The 21,373-nt window shown below is 69.0% G+C and carries 21 protein-coding genes; 14 read left to right on the plus strand and 7 right to left on the minus strand.

Annotated features, from left to right (window positions below):
- Positions 1-4: 4 nt before the first annotated feature.
- Positions 5-1,504 (minus strand): MFS transporter, encoded by a 1,500-nt coding sequence (locus EV645_RS23240; RefSeq protein ID WP_130446060.1) that lies wholly within the window; start codon positions 1,502-1,504, stop codon positions 5-7.
- Positions 1,505-1,508: 4 nt separating this feature from the next.
- Positions 1,509-2,225, minus strand: a complete 717-nt coding sequence (locus EV645_RS23245) for a hypothetical protein (protein WP_130446061.1) — start codon at positions 2,223-2,225, stop codon at positions 1,509-1,511.
- A 289-nt stretch (positions 2,226-2,514) separates the two neighbouring features.
- On the opposite strand from EV645_RS23245, the gene EV645_RS23250 reads away from it, so the two are divergent.
- The 4 genes from EV645_RS23250 (at position 2,515) to EV645_RS23265 (ending at position 5,287) form a co-directional block, all read left to right on the plus strand.
- Complete coding sequence (locus EV645_RS23250; protein WP_242000589.1) at positions 2,515-3,330, plus strand: DUF4397 domain-containing protein; 816 nt, start codon at positions 2,515-2,517, stop codon at positions 3,328-3,330.
- Between the two features lie 194 nt (positions 3,331-3,524).
- Positions 3,525-3,980, plus strand: a complete 456-nt coding sequence (locus EV645_RS23255; protein WP_242000590.1) for a class F sortase — start codon at positions 3,525-3,527, stop codon at positions 3,978-3,980.
- A 19-nt stretch (positions 3,981-3,999) separates the two neighbouring features.
- Positions 4,000-4,617: an L-threonylcarbamoyladenylate synthase gene (locus EV645_RS23260; RefSeq protein ID WP_130446063.1), complete on the plus strand. Its 618-nt coding sequence runs from the start codon at positions 4,000-4,002 to the stop codon at positions 4,615-4,617.
- A gap of 22 nt (positions 4,618-4,639) precedes the next feature.
- Positions 4,640-5,287 carry a nitroreductase family protein gene (locus tag EV645_RS23265; RefSeq protein WP_198681792.1) on the plus strand — a complete coding sequence of 216 codons (648 nt, stop codon included), beginning with the start codon at positions 4,640-4,642 and terminating at the stop codon, positions 5,285-5,287.
- Here EV645_RS23265 and EV645_RS23270 read toward each other — a convergent pair whose 3' ends face one another.
- Positions 5,288-5,779 carry a DNA polymerase ligase N-terminal domain-containing protein gene (locus EV645_RS23270; RefSeq protein WP_130446064.1) on the minus strand — a complete coding sequence of 164 codons (492 nt, stop codon included), beginning with the start codon at positions 5,777-5,779 and terminating at the stop codon, positions 5,288-5,290.
- Between the two features lie 228 nt (positions 5,780-6,007).
- On the opposite strand from EV645_RS23270, the gene EV645_RS23275 reads away from it, so the two are divergent.
- A complete protein-coding gene (locus EV645_RS23275; protein ID WP_198681793.1) occupies positions 6,008-6,184 on the plus strand; it encodes a hypothetical protein in 177 nt (58 codons plus the stop codon).
- A gap of 29 nt (positions 6,185-6,213) precedes the next feature.
- Here EV645_RS23275 and EV645_RS23280 read toward each other — a convergent pair whose 3' ends face one another.
- Both EV645_RS23280 and EV645_RS23285 read right to left on the minus strand, forming a co-directional pair.
- On the minus strand, positions 6,214-7,275 hold the full coding sequence (locus tag EV645_RS23280; protein ID WP_157997138.1) for a serine hydrolase domain-containing protein: 1,062 nt from the start codon (positions 7,273-7,275) through the stop codon (positions 6,214-6,216).
- A gap of 39 nt (positions 7,276-7,314) precedes the next feature.
- Positions 7,315-8,214, minus strand: a complete 900-nt coding sequence (locus tag EV645_RS23285; protein ID WP_130446066.1) for a TIGR03564 family F420-dependent LLM class oxidoreductase — start codon at positions 8,212-8,214, stop codon at positions 7,315-7,317.
- Between the two features lie 78 nt (positions 8,215-8,292).
- Between EV645_RS23285 and EV645_RS23290 the strand changes: the two genes are divergently transcribed.
- The 8 genes from EV645_RS23290 (at position 8,293) to EV645_RS23325 (ending at position 19,193) form a co-directional block, all read left to right on the plus strand.
- On the plus strand, positions 8,293-9,165 hold the full coding sequence (locus EV645_RS23290; protein ID WP_130446067.1) for a LysR family transcriptional regulator: 873 nt from the start codon (positions 8,293-8,295) through the stop codon (positions 9,163-9,165).
- 268 nt (positions 9,166-9,433) lie between these two features.
- Positions 9,434-11,728 (plus strand): MFS transporter, encoded by a 2,295-nt coding sequence (locus EV645_RS23295; protein WP_130446068.1) that lies wholly within the window; start codon positions 9,434-9,436, stop codon positions 11,726-11,728.
- 73 nt (positions 11,729-11,801) lie between these two features.
- Positions 11,802-13,100 (plus strand): SWIM zinc finger family protein, encoded by a 1,299-nt coding sequence (locus tag EV645_RS23300; RefSeq protein WP_130446069.1) that lies wholly within the window; start codon positions 11,802-11,804, stop codon positions 13,098-13,100.
- Positions 13,097-14,500, plus strand: a complete 1,404-nt coding sequence (locus EV645_RS23305; protein WP_130446070.1) for a DUF5691 domain-containing protein — start codon at positions 13,097-13,099, stop codon at positions 14,498-14,500. The genes EV645_RS23300 and EV645_RS23305 overlap by 4 nt, the downstream gene beginning before the upstream one ends.
- Positions 14,497-15,591, plus strand: a complete 1,095-nt coding sequence (locus EV645_RS23310; protein WP_130446071.1) for an ATP-binding protein — start codon at positions 14,497-14,499, stop codon at positions 15,589-15,591. Before EV645_RS23305 ends, EV645_RS23310 begins: the two co-directional genes overlap by 4 nt.
- Positions 15,588-17,750 (plus strand): DUF5682 family protein, encoded by a 2,163-nt coding sequence (locus EV645_RS23315; RefSeq protein ID WP_130446072.1) that lies wholly within the window; start codon positions 15,588-15,590, stop codon positions 17,748-17,750. The genes EV645_RS23310 and EV645_RS23315 overlap by 4 nt, the downstream gene beginning before the upstream one ends.
- On the plus strand, positions 17,747-18,895 hold the full coding sequence (locus EV645_RS23320; RefSeq protein ID WP_130446073.1) for a VWA domain-containing protein: 1,149 nt from the start codon (positions 17,747-17,749) through the stop codon (positions 18,893-18,895). The genes EV645_RS23315 and EV645_RS23320 overlap by 4 nt, the downstream gene beginning before the upstream one ends.
- Before the next feature lie 10 nt (positions 18,896-18,905).
- The gene (locus EV645_RS23325) at positions 18,906-19,193 is read left to right on the plus strand and encodes a hypothetical protein (protein WP_130446074.1); all 288 of its coding nucleotides are present in this window, start codon (positions 18,906-18,908) and stop codon (positions 19,191-19,193) included.
- A 100-nt stretch (positions 19,194-19,293) separates the two neighbouring features.
- Here EV645_RS23325 and EV645_RS23330 read toward each other — a convergent pair whose 3' ends face one another.
- Together EV645_RS23330 and EV645_RS23335 are read right to left on the minus strand one after the other, a co-directional pair.
- The gene (locus EV645_RS23330) at positions 19,294-19,638 is read right to left on the minus strand and encodes a YciI family protein (RefSeq protein ID WP_130446075.1); all 345 of its coding nucleotides are present in this window, start codon (positions 19,636-19,638) and stop codon (positions 19,294-19,296) included.
- Entirely contained in the window at positions 19,635-20,576 is a 942-nt protein-coding gene (locus EV645_RS23335; protein WP_130446533.1) for an aldo/keto reductase, read from the minus strand. Before EV645_RS23335 ends, EV645_RS23330 begins: the two co-directional genes overlap by 4 nt.
- 219 nt (positions 20,577-20,795) lie before the next feature.
- Here EV645_RS23335 and EV645_RS23340 point away from each other — a divergent pair, with 219 nt between their 5' ends.
- Positions 20,796-21,365, plus strand: a complete 570-nt coding sequence (locus EV645_RS23340; RefSeq protein WP_130446076.1) for a TIGR03086 family metal-binding protein — start codon at positions 20,796-20,798, stop codon at positions 21,363-21,365.
- Positions 21,366-21,373 lie beyond the last annotated feature (8 nt).

Below are 21,373 nucleotides of genomic sequence, written 5' to 3' on the forward strand. Positions count from 1 at the left end.
CAAATCAGCTGCTCGGCGGCGCATGCGTGTGCGCGTCGGCAAGCGGCGGCGCCTCGAGCGCGCAATGCCGGTGGTGGATCTCGGCGGGCTGCACCTCGCGGGCCGCCTTGCCGGGACGATCGGCCAGCGTCACCCAGGCGATCAGGCCGCCGGCCGCCGCGAGTACCGCGGAGATCCACAGGGCCTTGCCGAATCCGTTGTGGAAGGCAACGGGATCGCGGTACGCGTTGCCGGTGATGCCGGCCGCCACCGGAATCGCGGCGACCGCCATCAGTTGCGCGGACCGGGCGACCGCGTTGTTCACGCCGGAGGCGATGCCCGCGTGGTGGTCCGCGACCGAAGACATGACGGTCGCGGTCAGAGGTGCGACCGTCGAGACCAGGCCGAGCCCGAGCAGTACGACGGCAGGCAGCACGGCGCCGAAGTAGCTGGACCCCTCGTTGATCCGCAGCATCAGCAGGAACCCGCCGGCCATCAGCGCCGGTCCGACCGTCATCGGGATGCGGGCGCCGATCCGGTCCGACAGCCCACCGGCGTACCCGGACAGGAAGAACATCAGCAGGGTCATCGGCAGCAGCGACGCGCCGGCCCACAACGCGGAGTAGTGCAGCGAGGTCTGCAGGTAGACCACGACGAGGAACGTCGCCGTCCCGAGTGCGCCGTACACGACGACGGTGACCAGGTTCGCGCCGGTGAAGCGCCGGTTGGCGAAGATGCTCAGCGGCAGCATCGGGTGCGAACTGCGGCGCTCGACCTCGATGAACCCCGCGAAGGCGAGCACGCCGATCACCAGACTGGTCAGCACGACCGGATCGCCGAAGCCGCGGTCCCCGGCACTGATCAGGCCGTACGTGAGGCCGGCCAGGCCGACGGTGGCGAGGACCGCGCCGCTGAGGTCGAGCTTGCCGCCGGCGCTTTCGTCGCGGCTCTCGGGCACATGCCGGAGCGTGACCAGGACGGTGAAAAACGCGATCGGAACGTTGAGCAGGAAGATCAGTTGCCAGTAACCGCTGTCGACCAGGGTGCCGCCGACGAACGGGCCGACGGCCGCCGCGACCGAGGTGAGGCCGGACCAGGCGCCGACCGCCTTGCCGCGGTCGGAGTGCTGGAACGAGGTCTGCAGGATCGCCAGGCTGCCCGGTGTCAGCAGCGCACCGCCGATGCCCTGCAGGACCCGGCCGGCGATCATCACCTCGAGGTTCGGCGCGACCGCGCACACCACCGAGGCGGCGGCGAACCAGATCACCCCGGCGACGTACGTCCGCCGTCGCCCGAGCCGGTCGCCGATCGAACCGCTGAGCAGCACGAGCGAGGCGAGCATCAGCATGTAGCCGTTGACGATCCACTGCAGGCCCGCGACGTCCGCGTTCAGGTCCTCGCCCATCGCCGGCAGGGCGACGTTCACGACGGTTCCGTCCAGGAACGCCATCCCTGACCCGAGCGCCGTAGCCGCCAGTACCCACCGGCCCCGGGCGGTGCCCAGAGCGATCCGCTCATCCGTCATGTAGTCAGCGTGGCAGATCCAGTTGCAGGACGACGAGGGCCTTGCTTGCCGGGATGCCGGGCTGGATCCCGAGGATGGGAGGATCGCCGACAGCGCAGCGGGTCTCGGTCAGCAGCGGGCAGATCGCGTTGAGCAGACCGCTGGTCACGGTGACGTCGGTCGGCAGGGTCCCGCCGGCGGCGGAGGTGAGCGGCCGGATGGCTGCGCCGGCTCGCGTGGACGTCGACGGAGAGGCAAGCACCGCCGACCCGGACAGCGTGTACGTGAGCCGGATCCTGGTGGCCGAGACGGTCAGCGGGAGGTCATCCGCCGCTGTCACTGTGGTGTTCTCGATCGGCACCGTCTGGTCGTCGGCGATCACCTTCAGGTTGGTGACCCGGGGCGTTGTCCGGGCCATCATTCCGGGCAGGTGATCACCTGACGACGGCAACTGCAGCGGCAGGATGTCGGTGGCCTCAGGCAACATCACGTTCTCGGTCATGTCGAACGAGCCGTCCCGGTGCGGTACGGCGATCAGCTGGATGCCGGGCACGGTCTCGCCCGGCCCGGGCGTGGTCTGCCTGGCCGTCGGAGCACTACCCGACGGGCGCGCACTGTTCAGCCCGGGACTCGGCGCGACCGGGATCGCGGCGATGCTCGAACAAGCGACGGTCGCGCTGTACCCCAGCACCAGCGCGACCGCCGCCAGGATGCGAACTCCCGTCCGTCCGGTCTCCTCCACCCCCGATGTCCGCTCGGGGAGGAACCCGTGAAGCAGCCGCGAGCCAGGTCCTGACACGAGTCACCGTCTCCCCATAACGGACCTGGCCATAATCGAGACCAGCGCGGCCCCTTCCGGACAGGTCGGACTAGCGCTTACGATACGCCCGAATTCGGGGGGCAGGGAAATGCTTACGCTATTTTCTGGAGAACGGCGGAGGGGGAAGAAAATGCAGGAACGGAGCGTGTCCGGGCAATTCCGGGCGGTATCCACGAGTATTTCGAGAATTCGCGGTCCGGTAATTCGCAGGGTGTTGTCGCTGCTGCTCGCCGTAACGGTGGCCGCTGCGCCGGCAGTCCTGACGGTGCCGGCGCAGGCTGCCGCGGGGGCCAACCTGTACTTCGTCCAGGGGCTGCCGGGACGCAGTCTGGACATCAGTGTCGACGGCCATCAGGTCGCCACGGGAGTCGCGGGTGGGAAGCTGGTCGGGCCTTTCGGGGTTGCCTCCGGCAAGCGGATGATCACTGCGAAGCAAGGCGGGAAGCTGGTCATCCAGCGTGAGGTCTCGGCCGGATCCGGGGCCAGTCTGGACGTCGTCATCCACCAGCCGGTGTCACCGACGGGTCAGCCGCTGATCACGTCGTACGCGAACAAACTGACCGCGGTGCCGGCGGACAAAGCCGGATTGCGGGTTGCGCACGATGCGGCGGTCGGACCGGCTGACATTCGGGTTAACGGAAAGGTGCTATTCCGTAACGTAGCGAACGGTGAATCACTCGACGTAGTCGTTCCGGCGGGTACTTACAAGGTCGACATCGTTCCTACCGGCGCAACGTCACCGGTTGTTCTCGGTCCGTTGGACCTGCCGGTGAAGGCCGGTTACCTGACCCGGGTGTTCGCGATCGGAGCACCGAGCCAGAAGACGATGACCGTTGCCCTGGGCACGATCAAGGTACCGGCCACCGGCTCGGCGAAACCGGGTGTGGTGAACACCGGAACAGGTGGACAGGCGGCAGGGCTCGACCAGGCGCAGAGCCCTGCCGGACAGTCTGGACTGTGGGTCGTGGTGTTCCTCGCCGCACTGGGTGTCGCGGTAGTCACTGCCCGGAAGGTGGTCCGCCGCTGAAACGCGGACTGGTCGGTACGGCGCTGTGCTGTCTTGCCCTGGCGGGTTGTGCCGCCGGGGCGGACGGTGCGGTGCCGACACCGACGCCTACGTTCGGCTTCACGTTCGAGGGCACACCGTCTGCCGTGCCCTCTCCGACGGAGCCGATGTCAGCACCGCCGGGACGGGTCGGCACGCCCGCCCCGAGTCAGCGCGTGCGTTTCATCCCGCAACAGGTCGTGCTACCGGGCGGCAAGGACGCACCGGTGCTTCCGGCAACTACCGTCAGCGGGCAGCTCCAGGTGCCGTCGAAGCCGCAATGGGTCGGTTGGTGGGACGGCGGCGCCGAGGCCGGTGATCCGTTCGGCTCGGTGGTGCTCGCCGGTCACGTCGATTCGAAGAACCAGGGGCTCGGGTTCTTCGCGCGTCTTCTCGGCGTACGTCAGGGCGAGATCGTCGTACTCAACGGCTCCGGGCATATGGCGTCGTACCGGGTCGTCTCGATCGAGTCGGTCCGCAAGGACGCGCTCGCGACGAAGAGCGGTGCGTTCGACCAGTCCGTCGATCATCGGCTGATCCTCATCACCTGCACAGGTGCCTACAACGCCTCCCAAGGCGGCTACGAGGACAACCTGGTTGTCACCGCAACCCCGATCGGCCTGGCCAAGTAGACCGGTAGGCTCCCCGGTCATGGCCAGGTATTTCGACATCCATCCCGAGAACCCCCAGCGGCGGTCGATCGGGCAGGTGGTGGACCTCCTCCGCGAGGACGGGCTGATCGCGTACCCGACCGACTCCTGCTACGCACTCGGCTGCCAGCTGGGGAACCGGGACGGGATCGACCGGATCCGGACCATCCGGCAGCTGGACGACCGGCACCACTTCACGCTGGTCTGCGAGAACTTCGCCCAGCTCGGGCAGTTCGTACACATCAGCAACGCCGTCTTCCGCTCGATCAAGGCGGCCACGCCGGGCAGCTACACGTTCATCCTCCCGGCCACCAAGGAGGTCCCGCGCCGGCTGCTGCACCCGAAGAAGAAGACCGTCGGCGTACGCATCCCTGACCACGTGGTCACCCAGGCCCTGGTCGCGGAGCTCGGCGAGCCGCTCGTCTCCAGCACCCTCCTCCTCCCCGGCCAAGAGGAGCCGATGACGCAGGGCTGGGAGATCAAGGAAGAGCTCGACAACCAGATCGACGCGGTCATCGAGGGCGAGGCCGGCACCGAGCCGACCACCGTCGTCGACTTCTCCGAGGACGTGCCGGAGCTCGTCCGCGTAGGCGCAGGAGATCCGGCCCCATTCGAGTGAGGCCTTAGGACAGACTGTTGGCGTGACCTACACCCTGGACCTGAACCCCGACGAACTGCTGACGACCACCCGCACCGTCCGCAAGCGCCTCGACCTCGAGCGACCCGTGCCGATGGAGCTGATCCGGGAGTGCATCGAGATCGCCCTGCAGGCGCCGTCGGGGAGCAACCGGCAGACGTGGCACTGGCTGGTGATCACGGACGCCGAGAAGCGTGCGGCCATCGGTGAGTACTACCGCCGTTCGGTCGAGGAGTACCTGGCCGGCCCGGGCGCGGCGGGCAAGCTGCACGCCGACGACCCCGAGCGTGGTCCGGTCCAGCGCCGGGTCGGCGACAGTGTGGCCTACCTGGGCGAGCAGATGGGGAAGGTCCCCGTGCTGGTCATCCCATGCCTCAAGGTCCACTCGCTGCCTGCCGGCAACCAGGCCGGCCTGTGGGGCTCGATCCTGCCGTCGGCCTGGAGCTACATGCTCGCTGCCCGGGCCCGGGCTCTCGGTACGGCGTGGACCACCCTGCACCTCAGCTACGAGCGGGAGGTGTCGGAGCTGCTCGGTCTTCCGGAAGACATCCGTCAGACGGTGCTTATCCCCACGGCGTACACGATCGGGACCGAGTTCAAGCCGGCCGCGCGTCAGCCGCTCGACGAAGTTCTCCACCTCGACAGCTGGTGATCACGAGGCGGCCATCTCCTCGATGGTCAGCCCGCTCAGCACCGAACGGGGTTCGGCCACCGTCAGGTCCAGCCCCGGATCGGCATCTGCGTCCTTCACCTTCACCAGCAGCCAATCCGCGCCGGTCCGGGTGAAGGCCCAGGCGCCGTTGAGCTTCACGCCGTGCAGTTGCACCTTCAAGTGCCCGCGTTCGATCGCCTCGGCAGGATCGACGAGCTGGTGCCGGTCGTCGCGGGTCAGATTCGTGTAGACGCCGGCGTCCCAGACGATCACGGCGCCACTGCCGTACTGCGCATCGCGGTGCACGCCCTCGTACGACGCGTACTCGAGATCGTGGTCCGAGGTGAACACCGCGAGCCGCTTCACGATCGGGTCGAGGGACGGCCCGCGCGGCACCGCCCACGACTTCAGCACCCCGTCGACTTCCAGCCGTACGTCGTAGTGCAGCCGCCTCGCATCGTGCAGCTGAACGACGAAAATCGGCCTGGTCATGGGGCCTCCCGTCCTGGACTGAGGAGCGAAGCGACGAGGGAAGGACGGGAGTTACAGCCCCATGACCCGCCGCGCCGGAGGCGCGGCATTAGTGCTGTCATCAGGCTCCTGAGGATTTTGAATTACAACTAACGATCGGTCGTGAACCGGTTGTAGGCTTGCGTCTGGTTGGGAAACCAGCCCCCACAACCTTCCCATCACATCCGCCCCTGTCCAGAAGCAGGTGCCATGCCCGTAGCCCCCTCACCGGCGCGGCCGATCGCCGTCCAGATCCTCATCGCCGGACGCTGGATCGCAGGCCAGGAGCTCGGTCGACGGACCGGGACGGCCGGGGCCGACGAGGTTCTCGTCAGCCACCACGGCCATCTCGTCTGGGTCGACCAGCGCTCGGTCCGCGAGTCCTGAAAGCTGAAAGCCCTTACCACTAAGGGTTTTCAGCAAAGAGCTTTCGCAACCAGGTTGCCGATCTCGACCGCGGACGCCGAACCCGTCGGGTCGAACAGCGTCCTGGTCAGCGCGAAGGCAACGCCCGAGCGCGTGTCAGCCCAGGCGATACTCCCGCCCATGCCCGGCCACCCGAACGTCGCCGGGCTCTCCTCCGCCGTCGATCCCAGCCGGCCGATCGCGTAGCCGAGCGCCATCGTTGCCGTATTGCCGAGCAACTCGTCCTGCGCGACCAGCGCCGGGCCGGTGATCACAGGCACGGCCTCGGGCCGGACCAGCTGTACGCCGTCCACCTCGCCGATCAGCCCGGCGTACAACTTGGCGATGCCGCGGGCTGTCAGGATCGCGCTCGACGGGTCCTCGATCGCCAGCTGTTCGGGCCGGTTGAGCCCGGCGGCCCGCGGTTGCATCGACGGCGGCACGACCTTGCTGAACATCCCGGCCAGCATCTCGAACGTCTCGTCGGCGCCCGCGGGTTCAACCAGTGGGATCAGCCGGTCCCGCTGGTCGGACGGGAGCGCGAAGAACACGTCGTTCTCGATACCCAGCGGCGTGATGAGCTCCCGCAGTACGGCGGAGATCGGCCGGCCGGTCGCGCGCCGGACGATCTCGCCGACCAGCAGGCCGAACGTCTCCGCGTGGTACGTCATCTTCGTACCGGGCTCCCACCACGGCTCCGCAGCGGCGAGGTACGCCGGGATCGTGGGGAAAGACTCGTGTGTTGCGTCAGGCGGCAGGCCCGGCAGGCCGACCGAGTGCGTCAGCACGTGCCGCAGCGTCGCCTTGTCCTTTCCGAGCGCCCCGAACTCCGGCCAGATGTCCACGATCGGCTGGTCGTAGTCGAGCACCCCGCGATCCACCAACACGTTCGCGACCGTCGCGGATGCGCCCTTCCCGGTCGAGGCCGCGTAGTACAAGGACTCCGACGTCACGCCGTCGCCGGCGACAGCGTCCACCAGCAGCTCACCGTGCCGGTAGACGGCTACCTGTAGCCCGTGTTCCGTCTCGACCAGTTCGTCGATCCGCTTCTGCACTATCTCTTGGAGTTCCATACAGGTACGTCGGAGCGGGCCTGGGACCTTTGACACCATCTATGCATAGTCCAACGCGAACCTGACCGTGCGCTCCACCTCCGCGTCCGTGCCCACCGGGCAGACCAGGAATTCCGTCGTACCGGCGTCTGCGTAGCGCTGCAGCTCCTTGGCGACCGTCTCCTCGTCGCCCAGCACCGCGGTCTCCTCCGGTCCGGCCTTGCCGCCGCGATCGAGCACCGCGCGGTACGAGGGCATGTCGCCGGCCGCGCCGTAGTGCGACCCGATCCAGCTCCGCGTCGCATCCGGATCGTCCGTGACCGCGACGCAGACGCCCGCTACGACCTGGGGCTGCGGTCGGCCGGCGGCGGTCGCCGCTGCGTCGATCGTCGGGCGGATGAAGCTCTCGATGACCTCGGGGCCGGCCCAGCTGGTCGTCGTACCGGCGGTCAGTTCGCCGGCTGTCTTGAGCATCCGCGGCCCGAGCGCGGCGAGGATGAGTTCGGGCGCCTCGGCACCGGCGATCGCGAGCTGGCCGCGCGCGGTCAGTCGCTCGCCCGCGTAGTCGGTCGGCTCACCGGCGAGCAGCGGTCCGAGCGCTTCGATGTACTCGCGGACGTACGCGGCGGGGCGGTCCATCGAGAGCCCGAACATTCCTTCGACCATGTGCGGGTGGCTCGCCCCGACACCGAGCGTCAGTCGGTTGCCGGTCAGCGCCTGCACGCTGAGCGCCTGCGCCGCGAGGGCGAGCGGGTGGCGCGGATACACCGGGACGACGCCCACGGCGTACCCGATGGTCGAGGTGTACGACGCGACGCCGGCGATCAGCGTCAGCGCGTCCCAGCCGAGTCGCTGGCTGAACCAGACCCGGTCGATGCCGTTGTCCTCGGCGGCCTTCGCGGCGGCGCCGATCTCGTCGATGGTCTTGCCCTCTTCGTCGATCCACAGTCCGATCCTCATGTCCACCAGTCAACGAGACTCGAGGCGGCCGACCCAGACGCAGTTACGCTGTACAGCGATAAGGAGTCGTGATCGCTGATGGAGCTGCGGCAGTTGCGGTACTTCGTCACCGTCGCCGAGGAGCTGCACTTCGGGCGGGCCGCCGAGCGACTGAACATCGTCCAGCCCGCGGTCAGCCAGCAGGTCGCCCGGCTCGAACGCGAGCTCGGCCTGCGACTCCTCGACCGGTCGTCGCGGCACGTGCGGCTGACCGGCGACGGCGAGCGCATGCTGCGGGAGGCCCGCGCGGTCCTGTCCGCCGCGGACCGAGCCGCCGAGGTCGCCGCAGAGCTCGCCTCCGGGCGTTCCGGCGTACTCCGTATCGGCACCGCGCCTGGCCTGCGGGACCGGCTTGAACGCGGCCTGACCGCCCTCCGTGCGCGCACGCCCAACCTCGAGATCCAGCTCAGCTCCGGCTCGACCGCGGAGTACCTGACTGCGCTCCGGTCGGGGGAGTTGGACATCGCCTTCGTCCGCGGCGGCGTCGCAGTCGCCGATCTGCAGGTCATCGAACTCTGGCGCGATCAGCTGTCCGTCCTGGTCCCGACGGCGTACCGGTCGGACGACGGCGTCAAGCTGGTCGACCTTGCAGGGCTCCCGCTCCGGCTGCCTGCCGATGACATCTGGCTGCGCGACCGCCTCGTGGCTGCGTGCCGTGAGGCCGGCTTCGAGCCGTTGATCGGTCGGCCGATCGAGGACTTCGAGTCGGCGGTCGTCGAGATGTCGACGGGCTCGCCGGCCTGGACCGTCGTCTACGGGACGGCCTGCGAATCTGCCGAGGGCGCGCTCTGGATGGGTCTGCTCAATCCGCCCGCAACGGCACCGGGCCACCTGGTGATGGGGCCGGGGCAGACGGAGTGCGCTCGCGTCCTCGTCGAGGCGTTCGGCAATGAACCCCCCGGCGGGCCCTGACAGCTCCGCCGAGGGGTGTTGATTACTCAACAAACACGGGATCGTACGGCGGAAAGCCTGTTCCGAGGAGGGCTCGTCTCATAATTCGCCGCGATCTTTCGGCGAACGATTGCTGCCTCCCGGTGATCGGTTGCTGACACTGCGGGGATATTGTTGGTAGTTGCAACCAAAATATCGGGCTGGTGTGAGGACAAGTCAGCCGTTTCCGCCCCGGGACAGTGCATAGCGCTGCCCCGGTCGTCGCGATCCCGCCGTACGAACGGAAACCATGTCTGCCACCACCCAGACCCGCTATCGCTCGAGGTACGCCGACGGCGAGCCGGACACCACACCGGCGCCACCCCCACCGCCGACGCCGCCGACGGCTGCCGCTGAGCTGTCGCACCGGGAGATCCTCGAGATCCTCGCCGGGCTGCTCGCCGCACTCTTCACCGCTGTCCTCAGCTCGACGATCGTCAGCAACGCGCTGCCGACGATCATCGCGGACCTCGAAGGCTCGCAGACGCAGTACACCTGGGTCGTCACCGCCAGCCTGCTTGCGATGACCGTGTCGACGCCGGTGTGGGGCAAGTTGTCGGACCTGATGAGCAAGAAGCTGCTCGTGCAGCTCGCGATCGTCATGTTCGTCACCGGCTCGGTGCTGGCCGGCGCCTCGCAGAACGTGCCGTTCCTGATCGGCGCGCGCGTTCTGCAGGGGCTCGCGATGGGCGGGCTGATGGCGCTCGCGCAGGCGATCGTCGGCGCGGCGATCCCGCCCCGCAACCGCGGGCGGTACTCCGGCTACATGGGTGCCGTGATGGCGCTCGCGACCGTGTCCGGGCCACTCGTCGGCGGTGTCATCGTGGACACGTCGTGGCTGGGATGGCGGTGGTGCTTCTACGTGTGCGTCCCGCTCGCCGTGATCTCGCTGATCGTTCTGCAGCGCTTCCTGCACCTGCCGGTCGTGAAGCGCAAGGTCAAGATGGACTACCTCGGCGCGCTGCTGATCGCGGGCGCCGCGAGCCTGCCGCTGATCTGGGTGTCGTTCGCGGGCGAGCACTTCCCGTGGTGGTCGTGGCAGACCGGCGCCTACCTCGGCGGTACAGCGGTGCTCGCGCTGCTGGCCGTGGTGGTCGAGGTGCATGCGCGTGAGCCACTCGTACCGGTCAAGGTCGTGCGGGAGCGGACGACGGCGTTGGCGATCCTCGCGAGCCTGTCGGTGGGGATCGCGATGTTCGGCAGCGCGGTGTTCCTCGGGCAGTACTTCCAGGTGGCGCGCGGGTACAGCGCGACCGAGGCCGGATTGCTGACGATCCCGATGATGTTCGGGTCGTTCCTCGGGTCGGTCGGGTCCGGGCAGCTGATCACGCGGTACGGAAAGTGGAAGCGGTACCTGGTGCTCGGCGGGTTGTTCCTGACCGCGGGGCTCGGCGTACTCGGGACGATCGACCATACGTCGCCGTACTGGTGCATCGGGCTCGGGATGCTCTCGATGGGCATCGGGATGGGCATGATGATGCAGAACCTGGTGCTCGCCGTACAGAACACCGTGGACGTCAGCGAGGTCGGTGCGGCGAGTGCGTCGGTCACGTTCTTCCGCAGTCTCGGCGGTGCGGTCGGGGTGTCGGTCCTCGGCGCGGTCCTCGCGACGCGGGTGACGGATCTGATCACCGAGCACATCAAGGCGCTCGGTCCGGCCGCGGCGGCTGCTGCCCAGGGTGGGTCGGGGAGCGTGCTGGACGTGAACTCGCTGCCGGCGCCGGTCGCGGAGATCGTGCGCCAGGCGTACGGCGACGCGACCGGGCGGATCTTCGTGATCGCTGCCGGCGCTGCCGTGGTGAGCCTGCTGGCGGTGCTCTTCATCCGCGAGGTGCCGCTGCGGCAGACGGTCGCGATGGGTCCGGACGGTACTGCGTCGTCGGCATCGGACCGGCCTGGCGCGGCCTCGGCTTCGGGCCTGCCCGGCGCGACCGCGGCTTCGGATGACCCGGCCGAACGTGCGGCTGTGGTCGCGCTCGACGTGATCACGTCGGCGGAGCGGACCGCCCGCGAACGTGAGCGCGAAGCCAACGAGCGCGTGCAGGCGGCCGCGACCGTGATCCGGCAGATGCGTACCGACGTGAAGGACCTGTTCACCCGCGTCGACCAGCAGATCGGGGACCTCGAGGACACGCTCCCCGACGCCGCCATCCCGCAACCCGCCGCCGCGATCCTCGACTCCCAGCGTCCCCAGGGCGAGCTCGTCGACGAGCTCCGCCGCTACGAACTGAGCGTCCTCAGCGCCAGCCAACGCACCGCCGACCACCTCCGAGCCACCGCCCGAGCCGACGCCGACCAACTCCTCTCCGAAGCCAAGTCCGAAGAACAGGAGATCCGGGCGCGGATCGCTGAACTCCAGTTGGTGGAAGAACGCCTCCTAGGGACAGTCCGAGACACCCTCTCCACAACCCCGCCGCCGGCCGCGCCTGTGTCGAGCGCGCCGCCTCCGTTCCCGTCGGACGGCTCGGCGCCGTACCTGCCTCACGCCACGGGCAACGGCTACCCGGACGCTACCGCCAGCCCCGAACGCCAGCCGTTCGGGTGACCACCTCACCTCCGGCACCTGGGTGTCGGGGGTGGGTGGCATGCTTCGGGTAGGTCGGTGGGGAAGGAGCGGCGTGGGGTTGTGGGACGTGGAGCAGGTGCTTGGGCTGGCGTCTGATGCTGCGTCCGCGAAGGCTGGGCAGGGGTTGGCTCGGCCTGAGAAGTGGTCGGAGGCCGGTGCGTCCGACCGCGCGGTCTGGGGGCTGTGCCAGGGGAGCGGCAAGCAGCCGTACCAAACCGCCGTCGACCTGAGCGGACCGGCGTACAAGTGCTCGTGCCCGAGCCGGAAGTTCCCCTGCAAGCACGCGCTGGGACTGCTGCTGCTCCACGCCGCGGGTGAGGTGCGGCCGGGTGATGAGGCCGAGTGGGTGAAGACCTGGGTGGACCAGCGCGCCTCCCGCGCCGACCAGCCGGAGCGGAAGCCTGGCGAAGTCGCCGACCCGATCGCCGCCCAGCAGCGCGCCGCACGCCGCACCGATCGGGTCTCGAGCGGCATGGCCGAGCTGAAAGGCTGGCTGGACGATCAGGTCCGCGTCGGCCTCGGCGGGTTCGACCAGCGTGCGTACACCGAGCTCAGCCGCCTCGCCGCGCGGATGGTCGACGCTCAAGCGCCAGGTGTCGCAGGAGCGGTACGACGTGCGGCCGGCGTCGTCGGACGCGGTCACGGATGGCCGGGCGAGCTTCTCGAGGAGCTCTCCCTCGTGCACCTGATCGTCTCCGCCCACGACCGCCTCGCCGAACTCCCGCCGACGCTGGCCGACACCGTTCTGAGCAGGATCGGCTGGTCGACCGAGACCGCCCGCGTGCTCGTGGAGGGCGAGAAGGTCCAGGACGACTGGCTGGTGCTCGGTCGCGTGATCGAGCCCGACGACCGTCTCACCGTCCGCCGCGTCTGGTTGCGCGGGGCAACAACTGGCCGCCTCGGCCTCATCCTCACGTTCGCCGCCGCCGGCCGCCCACTGGACCCGCTCCCCGCGCGCCCCGGCGAGTACGTCCCCGGCACGCTCTCGTTCTACCCGGGCGCCCTCCCGATGCGAGCTCTCCTCACGCAGACCGATCCCCGCCAGCCCGCGCCACGTCCCACCGGTTTCACAGCCCATCAAGCGCTCGCGTCGTACGTCGAATCCCTCGCCGCCGACCCGTGGAACGAGCGCTGGCCGTTGGTCCTCCAGGACGTACGACCGGCCCGCCATGGCGACGGCTGGGCGCTGGTCGATGCGGACGGAGACGGTCTCGAGCTGCTGCCGGGATGGGATGCGTGGAAGCTACTCGCGGTGTCGGCAGGCGATCCCATCACGGTCGCCGGTGAGTGGAACCGCGCCGGCCTGCGCCCGATGACCTGCTGGCACAACGATCGGCCGGTGATCCTGTGAAGGGTTGGGACGGTCTGGTCAGTTCGGCGCTCCTCGGCACCGATCGCCGGCCTGCACACTTCGAGGACCTCCCGGAGCACATCCAGGAACGCCTCGGCGACGGCGGCCTCCTCGATGCGGCCGCGCTCGCCACTGTCTACAAACGCGCCGGCCGCAAGCCGCTCCGCGAAGTAGATCCGATCCCAGCCGCGCCAGGCGAGGACCGGCCGCTGCCACGTCCGGCGGCGATCCGTCGCCTCGCCGCGATGCTCGGCGGGTTCCAAACTTCCGCCCTCGGCGAGTGGTTGCGTGCGGCCGACGCCCGTGGCTGGGGCGTGCCACCGGAACACCTGCCGGCTCTCGCGGACTACGCCCGCCACCGCGCCGAGTACCGTCCGCTCGTGATCGCGGCCGCCGGCCGACGTGCTCGTTGGCTCGCCGATCTCAACCCCGAGTGGCGCTACCTCCACGCTGCCGTTGCTGAGAGCAACGACCCGGAGTATTGGACGCACGGAAACGCCGTCCAGCGACGCACCTGGCTGCGCACGCTTCGCCAGCAGGACCCGCAGGCGGCTCGCGAGGCACTCACGGAGGTCTGGCCGACCGAGTCCGCAGCCACCCGAGCCGACTTCCTCGGCCTGCTCACCGACGGCTTGTCCTTGCAGGACGAGGATTTCCTGGAATCTGCCCTCGACGACCGTTCACGTGAGGTACGCCGGGGCGCCGCGCGCCTGCTCTCGCGCGTACCCGGCTCGAAGTACGGCGAACGCATGACCGAGCGTCTGCACTCGCACCTCGTCCCGAGCCAGGGCGTCCTCGCGGTCGACCTGCCGAAGCGGCTGTCGGAGTCGATGGAACGCGACGGCATCGACTCGCAGAACCCGGAAGGCATCGGCAAGCGCGCCTGGTGGTTCCTGCAGATCATTGCCAACACGCCTTTGTCGGCGATGGAGCTTGAATGGTTGCAGACACCTGTCGAAGGTTGCGCGCCCGACATTCTCCAAGCGGGCTGGACCGAGGCGGCCATCCGTGAAGGTTCCGCCGAGTGGGCGCGTGCTCTCCTGCAGTCGGAAGCCTCGACCGGTGACCGCAGCCCGGCGGAGCTGTTGCGCTTGCTACCCGCCGACGAATGGGCCCGCGCGGTCGACGTACTGCGGAAGACAGTGGATGTCACCGAGCTTGTCGGCGGCCTGCCGGTCCCGTGGCCGGAGTCGCTCGCGAGCATGATCCTCGACCAGCTCGTCAAGGTCGGCTCCAACCGTGCCTGGGCCCGGCTCGCCAGTATCGCGGCCCGCGCCGTACCGCCCGACGTACTCGACCATCCGATCACCCGCGAATCCACCGGCGAGGAAGACACCTGGCGTCGCCGCCTGGTGGAGACCTTGACCTTCCGCCGCGAAATGTACGAGGAGCTCTCATGACAGAGTTGGCGACCACCGAAGTCCTTCGCCCGCACGCGGAAGTCGAGTACGCCGACGAGCTGCGAGCGCTCAGGGCCGCCGACGACAAACCGCGTCCGCCGGCCTGGCAGCTGTCGCCGTCGGCGGTCGTCACGTACTTGCTCGGCGGCACGGCGGGCGACACCGAGATCTCACCGAAGTACGTCGGTCCGCGGCGGCTGGTCGAGGTCGCCGTCGCGACCCTCGCCACGGATCGAGCCCTGCTGCTGCTCGGCGTACCCGGAACGGCGAAGACCTGGGTGAGCGAGCATCTCGCCGCTGCGATCAGCGGGGACTCGACGCTGCTCGTGCAGGGTACGGCGGGTACCGCGGAGGAAGCGATCCGGTACGGGTGGAACTACGCCCAGTTGATTGCCCAGGGCCCCAGTGAGGCCGCGCTCGTGCCGAGTCCGGTGCAGCGCGCGATGGTGGATGCGAAGATCGCCCGGATCGAAGAGCTCACGCGGATGCCGTCCGACGTACAGGACGCGCTGATCACGATCCTGTCCGAGAAGGCGCTGCCGATCGCCGAGCTGGGCACGGAAGTCCAAGCCCGTAAGGGATTCAACGTCATTGCCACCGCCAACGATCGGGACAAGGGTGTCAACGAGTTGTCGTCGGCATTGCGCCGGCGGTTCAACACCGTCGTCCTTCCGTTGCCCGAGTCCGCGGACGACGAGGTCGAGATCGTCGCGCGCCGGGTCGCGCAGCTCGGTTCAGCGCTTGAGCTGCCCCAGCCGGATGATGCGTTGGACGAGATCCGTCGGGTGGTGACGATCTTCCGCGAGCTGCGCTCCGGCCGGACGGAGGACGGTCGTACGGCGGTCAAGTCGCCGTCGGCCACCTTGTCCACCGCGGAGGCGATCAGCGTGGTCACTGGCGGTATCGCGCTCGCGGCGCACTTCGGCGACGGAGTACTGCGGCCGACAGATGTTGCCGGCGGCATCCTCGGCGCGGTCGTGAAGGATCCGGCCGCGGATCGGGTCGTGTGGTCGGAGTACCTCGAGACCGTGGTGCGCGAGCGCGACGACTGGGCGCCTTTCTACCGGGCCTGCCGAGAGATCTCCGGATGACCGTTCACCTGCTCGGAATCCGGCACCACGGGCCGGGATCGGCGCGCGCGGCGGCGGCCGCGCTGGCCGAGCTCCGGCCTGACGTGGTGTTGATCGAGGGACCGCCGGAGGCCGACAAGATCGTCGAGTTGGCGGCCTCGGAGGAGATGGAGCCGCCGGTCGCGTTGCTCGCGTACGCCGTCGACGACTCGACGCGGGCCGCGTTCTGGCCGTTCGCTGTGTTCAGTCCCGAGTGGCAGGCGATCAAGTACGGACTGGCTGCCGGGGTTCCGGTGCGGTTCTGCGACCTGCCCGCAGCACAACAGTTCGCTTCGAGCGGTGGGCGGTCCGTATCGATGGATCCGCTGGCCACGCTGGCCGAGGCGGGCGGGTACGACGATCCCGAGCGCTGGTGGGACGACGTGATCGAGTCGCGCCGGGACGGCGCCGAGCCGTTCACGGTGATCGCCGACGCGATGCGTGAACTGCGTCGCGACTCGGAGGCGACCGGCCGCGAAGCGCAACGCGAGGCCTACATGCGGACCGTGCTGCGCAAGGCGATCCGCGAGGGCTTCGAACGGATCGCGGTGGTCTGCGGTGCCTGGCACGTCCCCGCGCTCGAACTTCCGTTGCCCCCAGCAACACATGATCAACGGATCCTGAAAGGTCTCCCGAAGCGGAAGATCGCCTGCACGTGGGTGCCCTGGACGCACGGCCGGCTGGCGGCAACGAGCGGGTACGGCGCCGGCATCACCTCACCCGGTTGGTACCACCACCTCTTTACCGCGCCCGATCAGATCACTACGCGCTGGCTGTCGAAGGTCGCCCAGGTACTGCGGGACGAGGATCTGCCCGTCTCCAGCGCGCACGTGATCGAGGCGGTGCGACTCGCGGATACCCTTGCGGCATTGAGGGAACGCCCGCTCGCCGGCCTGAGCGAGGTCACCGAGGCGACGCGGGCAGTGCTGTGCGGCGGGAACGACGTACTGCTCGATCTCGTGACGCGGGAAGCTGTTGTCGGCGAGCTGCTCGGGACCGTGCCGGGCGAGACGCCGCAGGCGCCGGTCGCGGCCGACCTGGCGGCGCACGCCAGACGGTTGCGGATGAAGCGGGACGCGACCGAGCGCGTGATCGAACTCGACCTGCGGAAGTCGAACGACCTGGAGAAGTCCAGACTCCTGCACAGGTTGAGGATTCTCGGTGTGCACTGGGGTGTCCCGGCCGTCGACGAGCGACGCGCGCAGGGCACCTTCCGCGAGATGTGGCGGCTGGCCTGGGATCCGGGACTCGAGGTCGAGTTGGTTGCCGCGGGCGCCCACGGTACGACGGTGCTCGGTGCCGCGACCACCGTGATGCTGAAGGCCGCCGACTCGCCGACCTTGGCCGACGTCACGGCCGCGCTGGAGAAGTCGCTGCTCGCCGATCTCGCGGACGCGCTTCCGCCTTTGCTGCAAGGGATCGACACCCGTGCGGCCGCCGATGCGGATGTCGGTCACCTGATGGCCGCGCTCCCCGCCCTCGCGCGAGCCTCGCGGTACGGCGACGTACGCGGGACCTCCGGACTGGCCCCGGTCGCCGGGCGGATGGTGTCGCGAGTATGTGCCGGGCTGGGGCGGACGGTCCACGGGCTCGACCCGGATGCGGCGACCGCCGTACAGGAGCTGATCGACGGGGTGCAGGACGCGACCGTGCTGCTGGCTGAGGACGTGCGCGCGGAGTGGCTGAACACGTTGGAGGGGTTGAGCGATCGCGCCTCGGTGCCGCCGCTGATCCGGGGGCGGTTGACACGGTTGATGCTGGACACCTCGCGGCTACCGGATCACGAGGTCGCACTGCGGTTGGGGCGGGCGTTGTCGCCCGGTACGGCGACTGCGGAAGCGGCCGGGTACGTCGAGGGTTTCCTTGCCGGCGGCGGGTTGTTGCTCGTGCACGACGAGCGGCTGCTCGCGCTGGTGGACGAGTGGCTGGGCGCCATCCCCGACGATGCGTTCGTCGAGGTGCTGCCGTTGTTGCGGCGTACCTTCGGGACCTTCGCGGCACCCGAGCGACGCTCGATCGGGGCGCGGGCGCGCGTGCTCGCCGACCCGGCTTCTCTCGTCGTTGCTGACGACAACGACCTCGACGCTGAATTGGCGGCGACAGCGTTGCCGGTCGTTGCTCAGTTGCTGGGGGTCTCATGAACGACGAGCGAATGCGTCGCTGGCGGCTCGTGCTGGGTGGCGAGGCCGAGGAAGAGACGGGTACGACGCTGTCGTCCGAGGACCGCTCCGTCGACGCCGCGCTGGCCGCGTTGTACGACGCTGCGGAGGGCGAGGCCGGGAGCCAGCGGTCGTCCGGGTTGGGTTCGTCGGCGCCGCGAGTGGCGCGGTGGTTGGGCGATATCCGGCAGTACTTCCCGAGCACTGTCGTACAGGTCATGCAGCGGGACGCGGTCGAGCGGCTCGGCATCACGCGGATGCTGATGGAGCCGGAGCTGCTCGGCGCGGTCGAGCCCGACGTACACCTGGTCAGCACGCTCCTGGCGCTCAACGAGGTGATGCCCGAGGAGACCAAGCAAACCGCACGGGACGTGGTCGGCCGGGTCGTCGCCGAACTCGAGGCTCGACTGGCGGAGCGGACGCGGGCCGCGGTCACGGGTGCGCTCGACCGGGCCGGACGTACGACGCGGCCGCGGCACTCGGACATCGACTGGGACCGGACGATCCGGATCAACCTCAAGCACTTCTCGCCGACGCTCGGGACGATTGTGCCGGACCGGTTGGTCGGCTATGCGCGACGGAACCACAGCGTGCAGCGGGACATTGTGCTGGCGATCGACCAGTCGGGGTCGATGGCGGAGTCGGTGGTCTATGCGTCGCTGTTCGGCGCCGTCCTCGGCTCGATCCGGACCCTGCGGACGTCGCTGGTCGTCTTCGACACCGCCGTGGTGGATCTGACGGATCAGCTCGAGGACCCGGTCGATGTGCTGTTCGGGACGCAGTTGGGCGGCGGGACGGATATCAACCGGGCGCTGGCGTACTGCGAGGACCTCGTGACGAAGCCGGCCGAGACGGTACTCGTGCTGATCTCCGACCTGTACGAGGGCGGCGTACGGGAAGAGATGCTGCGGCGCGCGCGTTCCTTGGTGGAGTCCGGCGTACAGGTGATTGCTCTGCTGGCGCTGGCGGACTCGGGCACCCCGTCGTACGACGCCGAGAACGCCGCGGCGCTGGCAGATCTCGGCGTACCGACGTTTGCCTGCACTCCGGATCTGTTCCCGGACCTGATGGCTGCGGCTATCCGGCACGAGGACATCACCAGCTGGGCATCCACAAACCTGACGTGAGAGGAATCCGATGACCACCGTCGAACTGACCCGCTTCCGCGTGCTGGCCGAGAAGACCGAGGAACTGCTGGCCGCCAGGGTCGATATGCTGAAGGACTTCGAGGCTGATCGAGCTGGATTCCTCGGCGCGCGGTTGGTGCAGCTCCCCGACAACGAGTGGCTGGACATCGTCGAGTGGGCGACGCCGGAGGACTACGCCACGTCCAGCGAGAAGGGCCCGAACCTTCCTGGGATCGCCCGGTTCTTCGCCGCAATTGACTCGCTCGTCGTGGCAGAAGAGGGCACTCTGGCCGGGTGAGGATCAGCGAGATCGAGCCGAGCGAGTACGCCCGCGCCGCCGGTTTCCAGCACCGAACCCGACTCATCGGCAAGCCGTACCCGATCCTTCATCTGAAGCGTTAGCCGGCGATCTCGAGGATGTCGATCGGGGTGTAGGGGTCGGCCTCGGCGAAGCGGAGGGCCCATTGGACGGCCTCCTCCTTGGAGTCGACGCGGATGATCGAGACGCCCGCGACGAGCTCCTTGGTCTCGGCGAACGGGCCATCGATTACCCGCGGCTGACCCGGCACCGGGAATGTGACCCGCGCACCACGCGAGCTCGGCATCAGCCCCTCACCGAGCACCAGCACCCCGGCCTGACGCATCTCCTCGAGCACGGCATCCGCCCGCTCGAGAATCTCCGGATCGGGCGGGTTGCCCGCCTCGAGATTGTCATTGGTCTTGTGCAGCAGCATGTACCTCATAGCCGAGACCCTAGACCGGCCCAGAACGCATCGGGTATCTCGTGATCGAGCCACGCCGCGATCTCGGTGATCTCCCGTGGACTCCGCGCCCCGACGACCACGGCCGGTACGGCGGGGTGCCGCAACGGGAACTGCACCGCAGCCGCCAGCAGCGGTACGGCGTACCGCCGGCACAGCTCCCGCAGTACGTCGATGCGGCGGAGCACGTCCTTCGGGACCCGCTCGTAGCCGTGGGGCGCGCCGTCGGCGGTGTCGGCGAGGACACCGCCCTGGAACACCCCGGCGGCGAGCACGGCGACATCGAGCTTCTCGCACAGCGGCAGGAGCTCGTCCGCGCCGGTCTGGTCGAGGAGCGTGTACCGCCCGGCGAGCAGGATGCAGTCGACTCCTGAGGTCTCGCGGAGGAACCGCGCCGCCACGTCCGCGTGGTTGACGCCGAGCGAGATCGCCCCGATCGTGCCGCGACCGCGGAGCTCGGTGAGCGCCCGGAACGTCTCGGTCGACGCGGTCAGGTAGTCGAGCTCAGGGTCGTGGATGTGCAGGATGTCGATCCGGTCGATCCCCATCCGCTCCAGGCTGGCCTCGAGCGATCGGATCGTCGCGGCGTACGAGTAGTCGAGCCTCGGCCCGAGCCCGGCCGGCGGCTCGGCCCAGATCGGCTGCAGATCCGGGCCGCCCGGTTCGATCAGCCGCCCGACCTTGCTGCAGAGCACGAACTCGCCGCGTGATCGACCGCGCAACGCGAGGCCGGCCCGCTGCTCGGACACGCCGTACCCATAGACCGGCGCGGTGTCGAACAGACGAACCCCCAGCTCCCACGCCCGGTCAATCGTCGCCACCGCCTGCTGCTGCGGAACGGCTGCGAACATCCCACCGATCGAGGCGAGCCCCAACCCCAGCTCACTGACCCGCAATCCCGTCCGCCCCAACTCAACCATCCGCACCCAACGACCCTAGGAGGCCCCACCGACAGTCTCCGGCGCTAACGACAGGAGGTAGTCCCGGATTTCGCGCTCTCCGAGCGCTCAGCCAGCGCGTGTGAGTCCCGCCCAGCCCACTACCTCCTGTCCTTAGAGTCGGCCCACCCGCCGACGTACCTGCCGACAGGCCGGTGAGATCCGCTTCCGCGGAGCGTGGTGTGGGCGGAAGATGCAGGGATGGGCGAGATCGCGGAGCGGTACCGGCGGCGGGCCGAGGCGTTCGAGCGGAAGGTTGCGGCCGTGGCGCCGGACCAGTGGGCGAACCAGTCGCCATGCGTGAAGTGGACCGCGCGGGACGTGGTCGAGCACATCGTCACGATGCACGGTGTGATGCTGATCCCGGTCTTCCGGAAGCTAGAGCCGGCGGATGATCCGCTGAGTGCCTTCCAGGAGGCTCGTGCCGCGATCGAGGACGTCCTCGAAGATCCCGTTGCCGCGTTGACCGAGAGCGATACGCCCGGCGGGCGGATGACGGCCGAGCAACACATCGATCAGGTGATCTCCGACGACCTCGTCCTGCACGGCTGGGATCTGGCCCGAGCGACAGGTCAGGACGAGACGATCGAGCCGGTCGACATCGAGCGACTCTGGGCGACAGCGGCAGCGATCCCGCCGGACCTGATGGCGAAGTACCGCACGCCCGGCGCGTTCGGCGAGGGCATCGAGGTGTACGGCGCCGAAGTGCCCGTCGCGCCCGACGCCCCACTCCAGGACCGCCTCCTAGCCCTCCTCGGCCGCCAGCCCTGACCCCTCAT

The organism is Kribbella rubisoli, assembly GCF_004217145.1.
GTDB classification, from domain to species: Bacteria; Actinomycetota; Actinomycetes; order Propionibacteriales; family Kribbellaceae; genus Kribbella; species Kribbella rubisoli.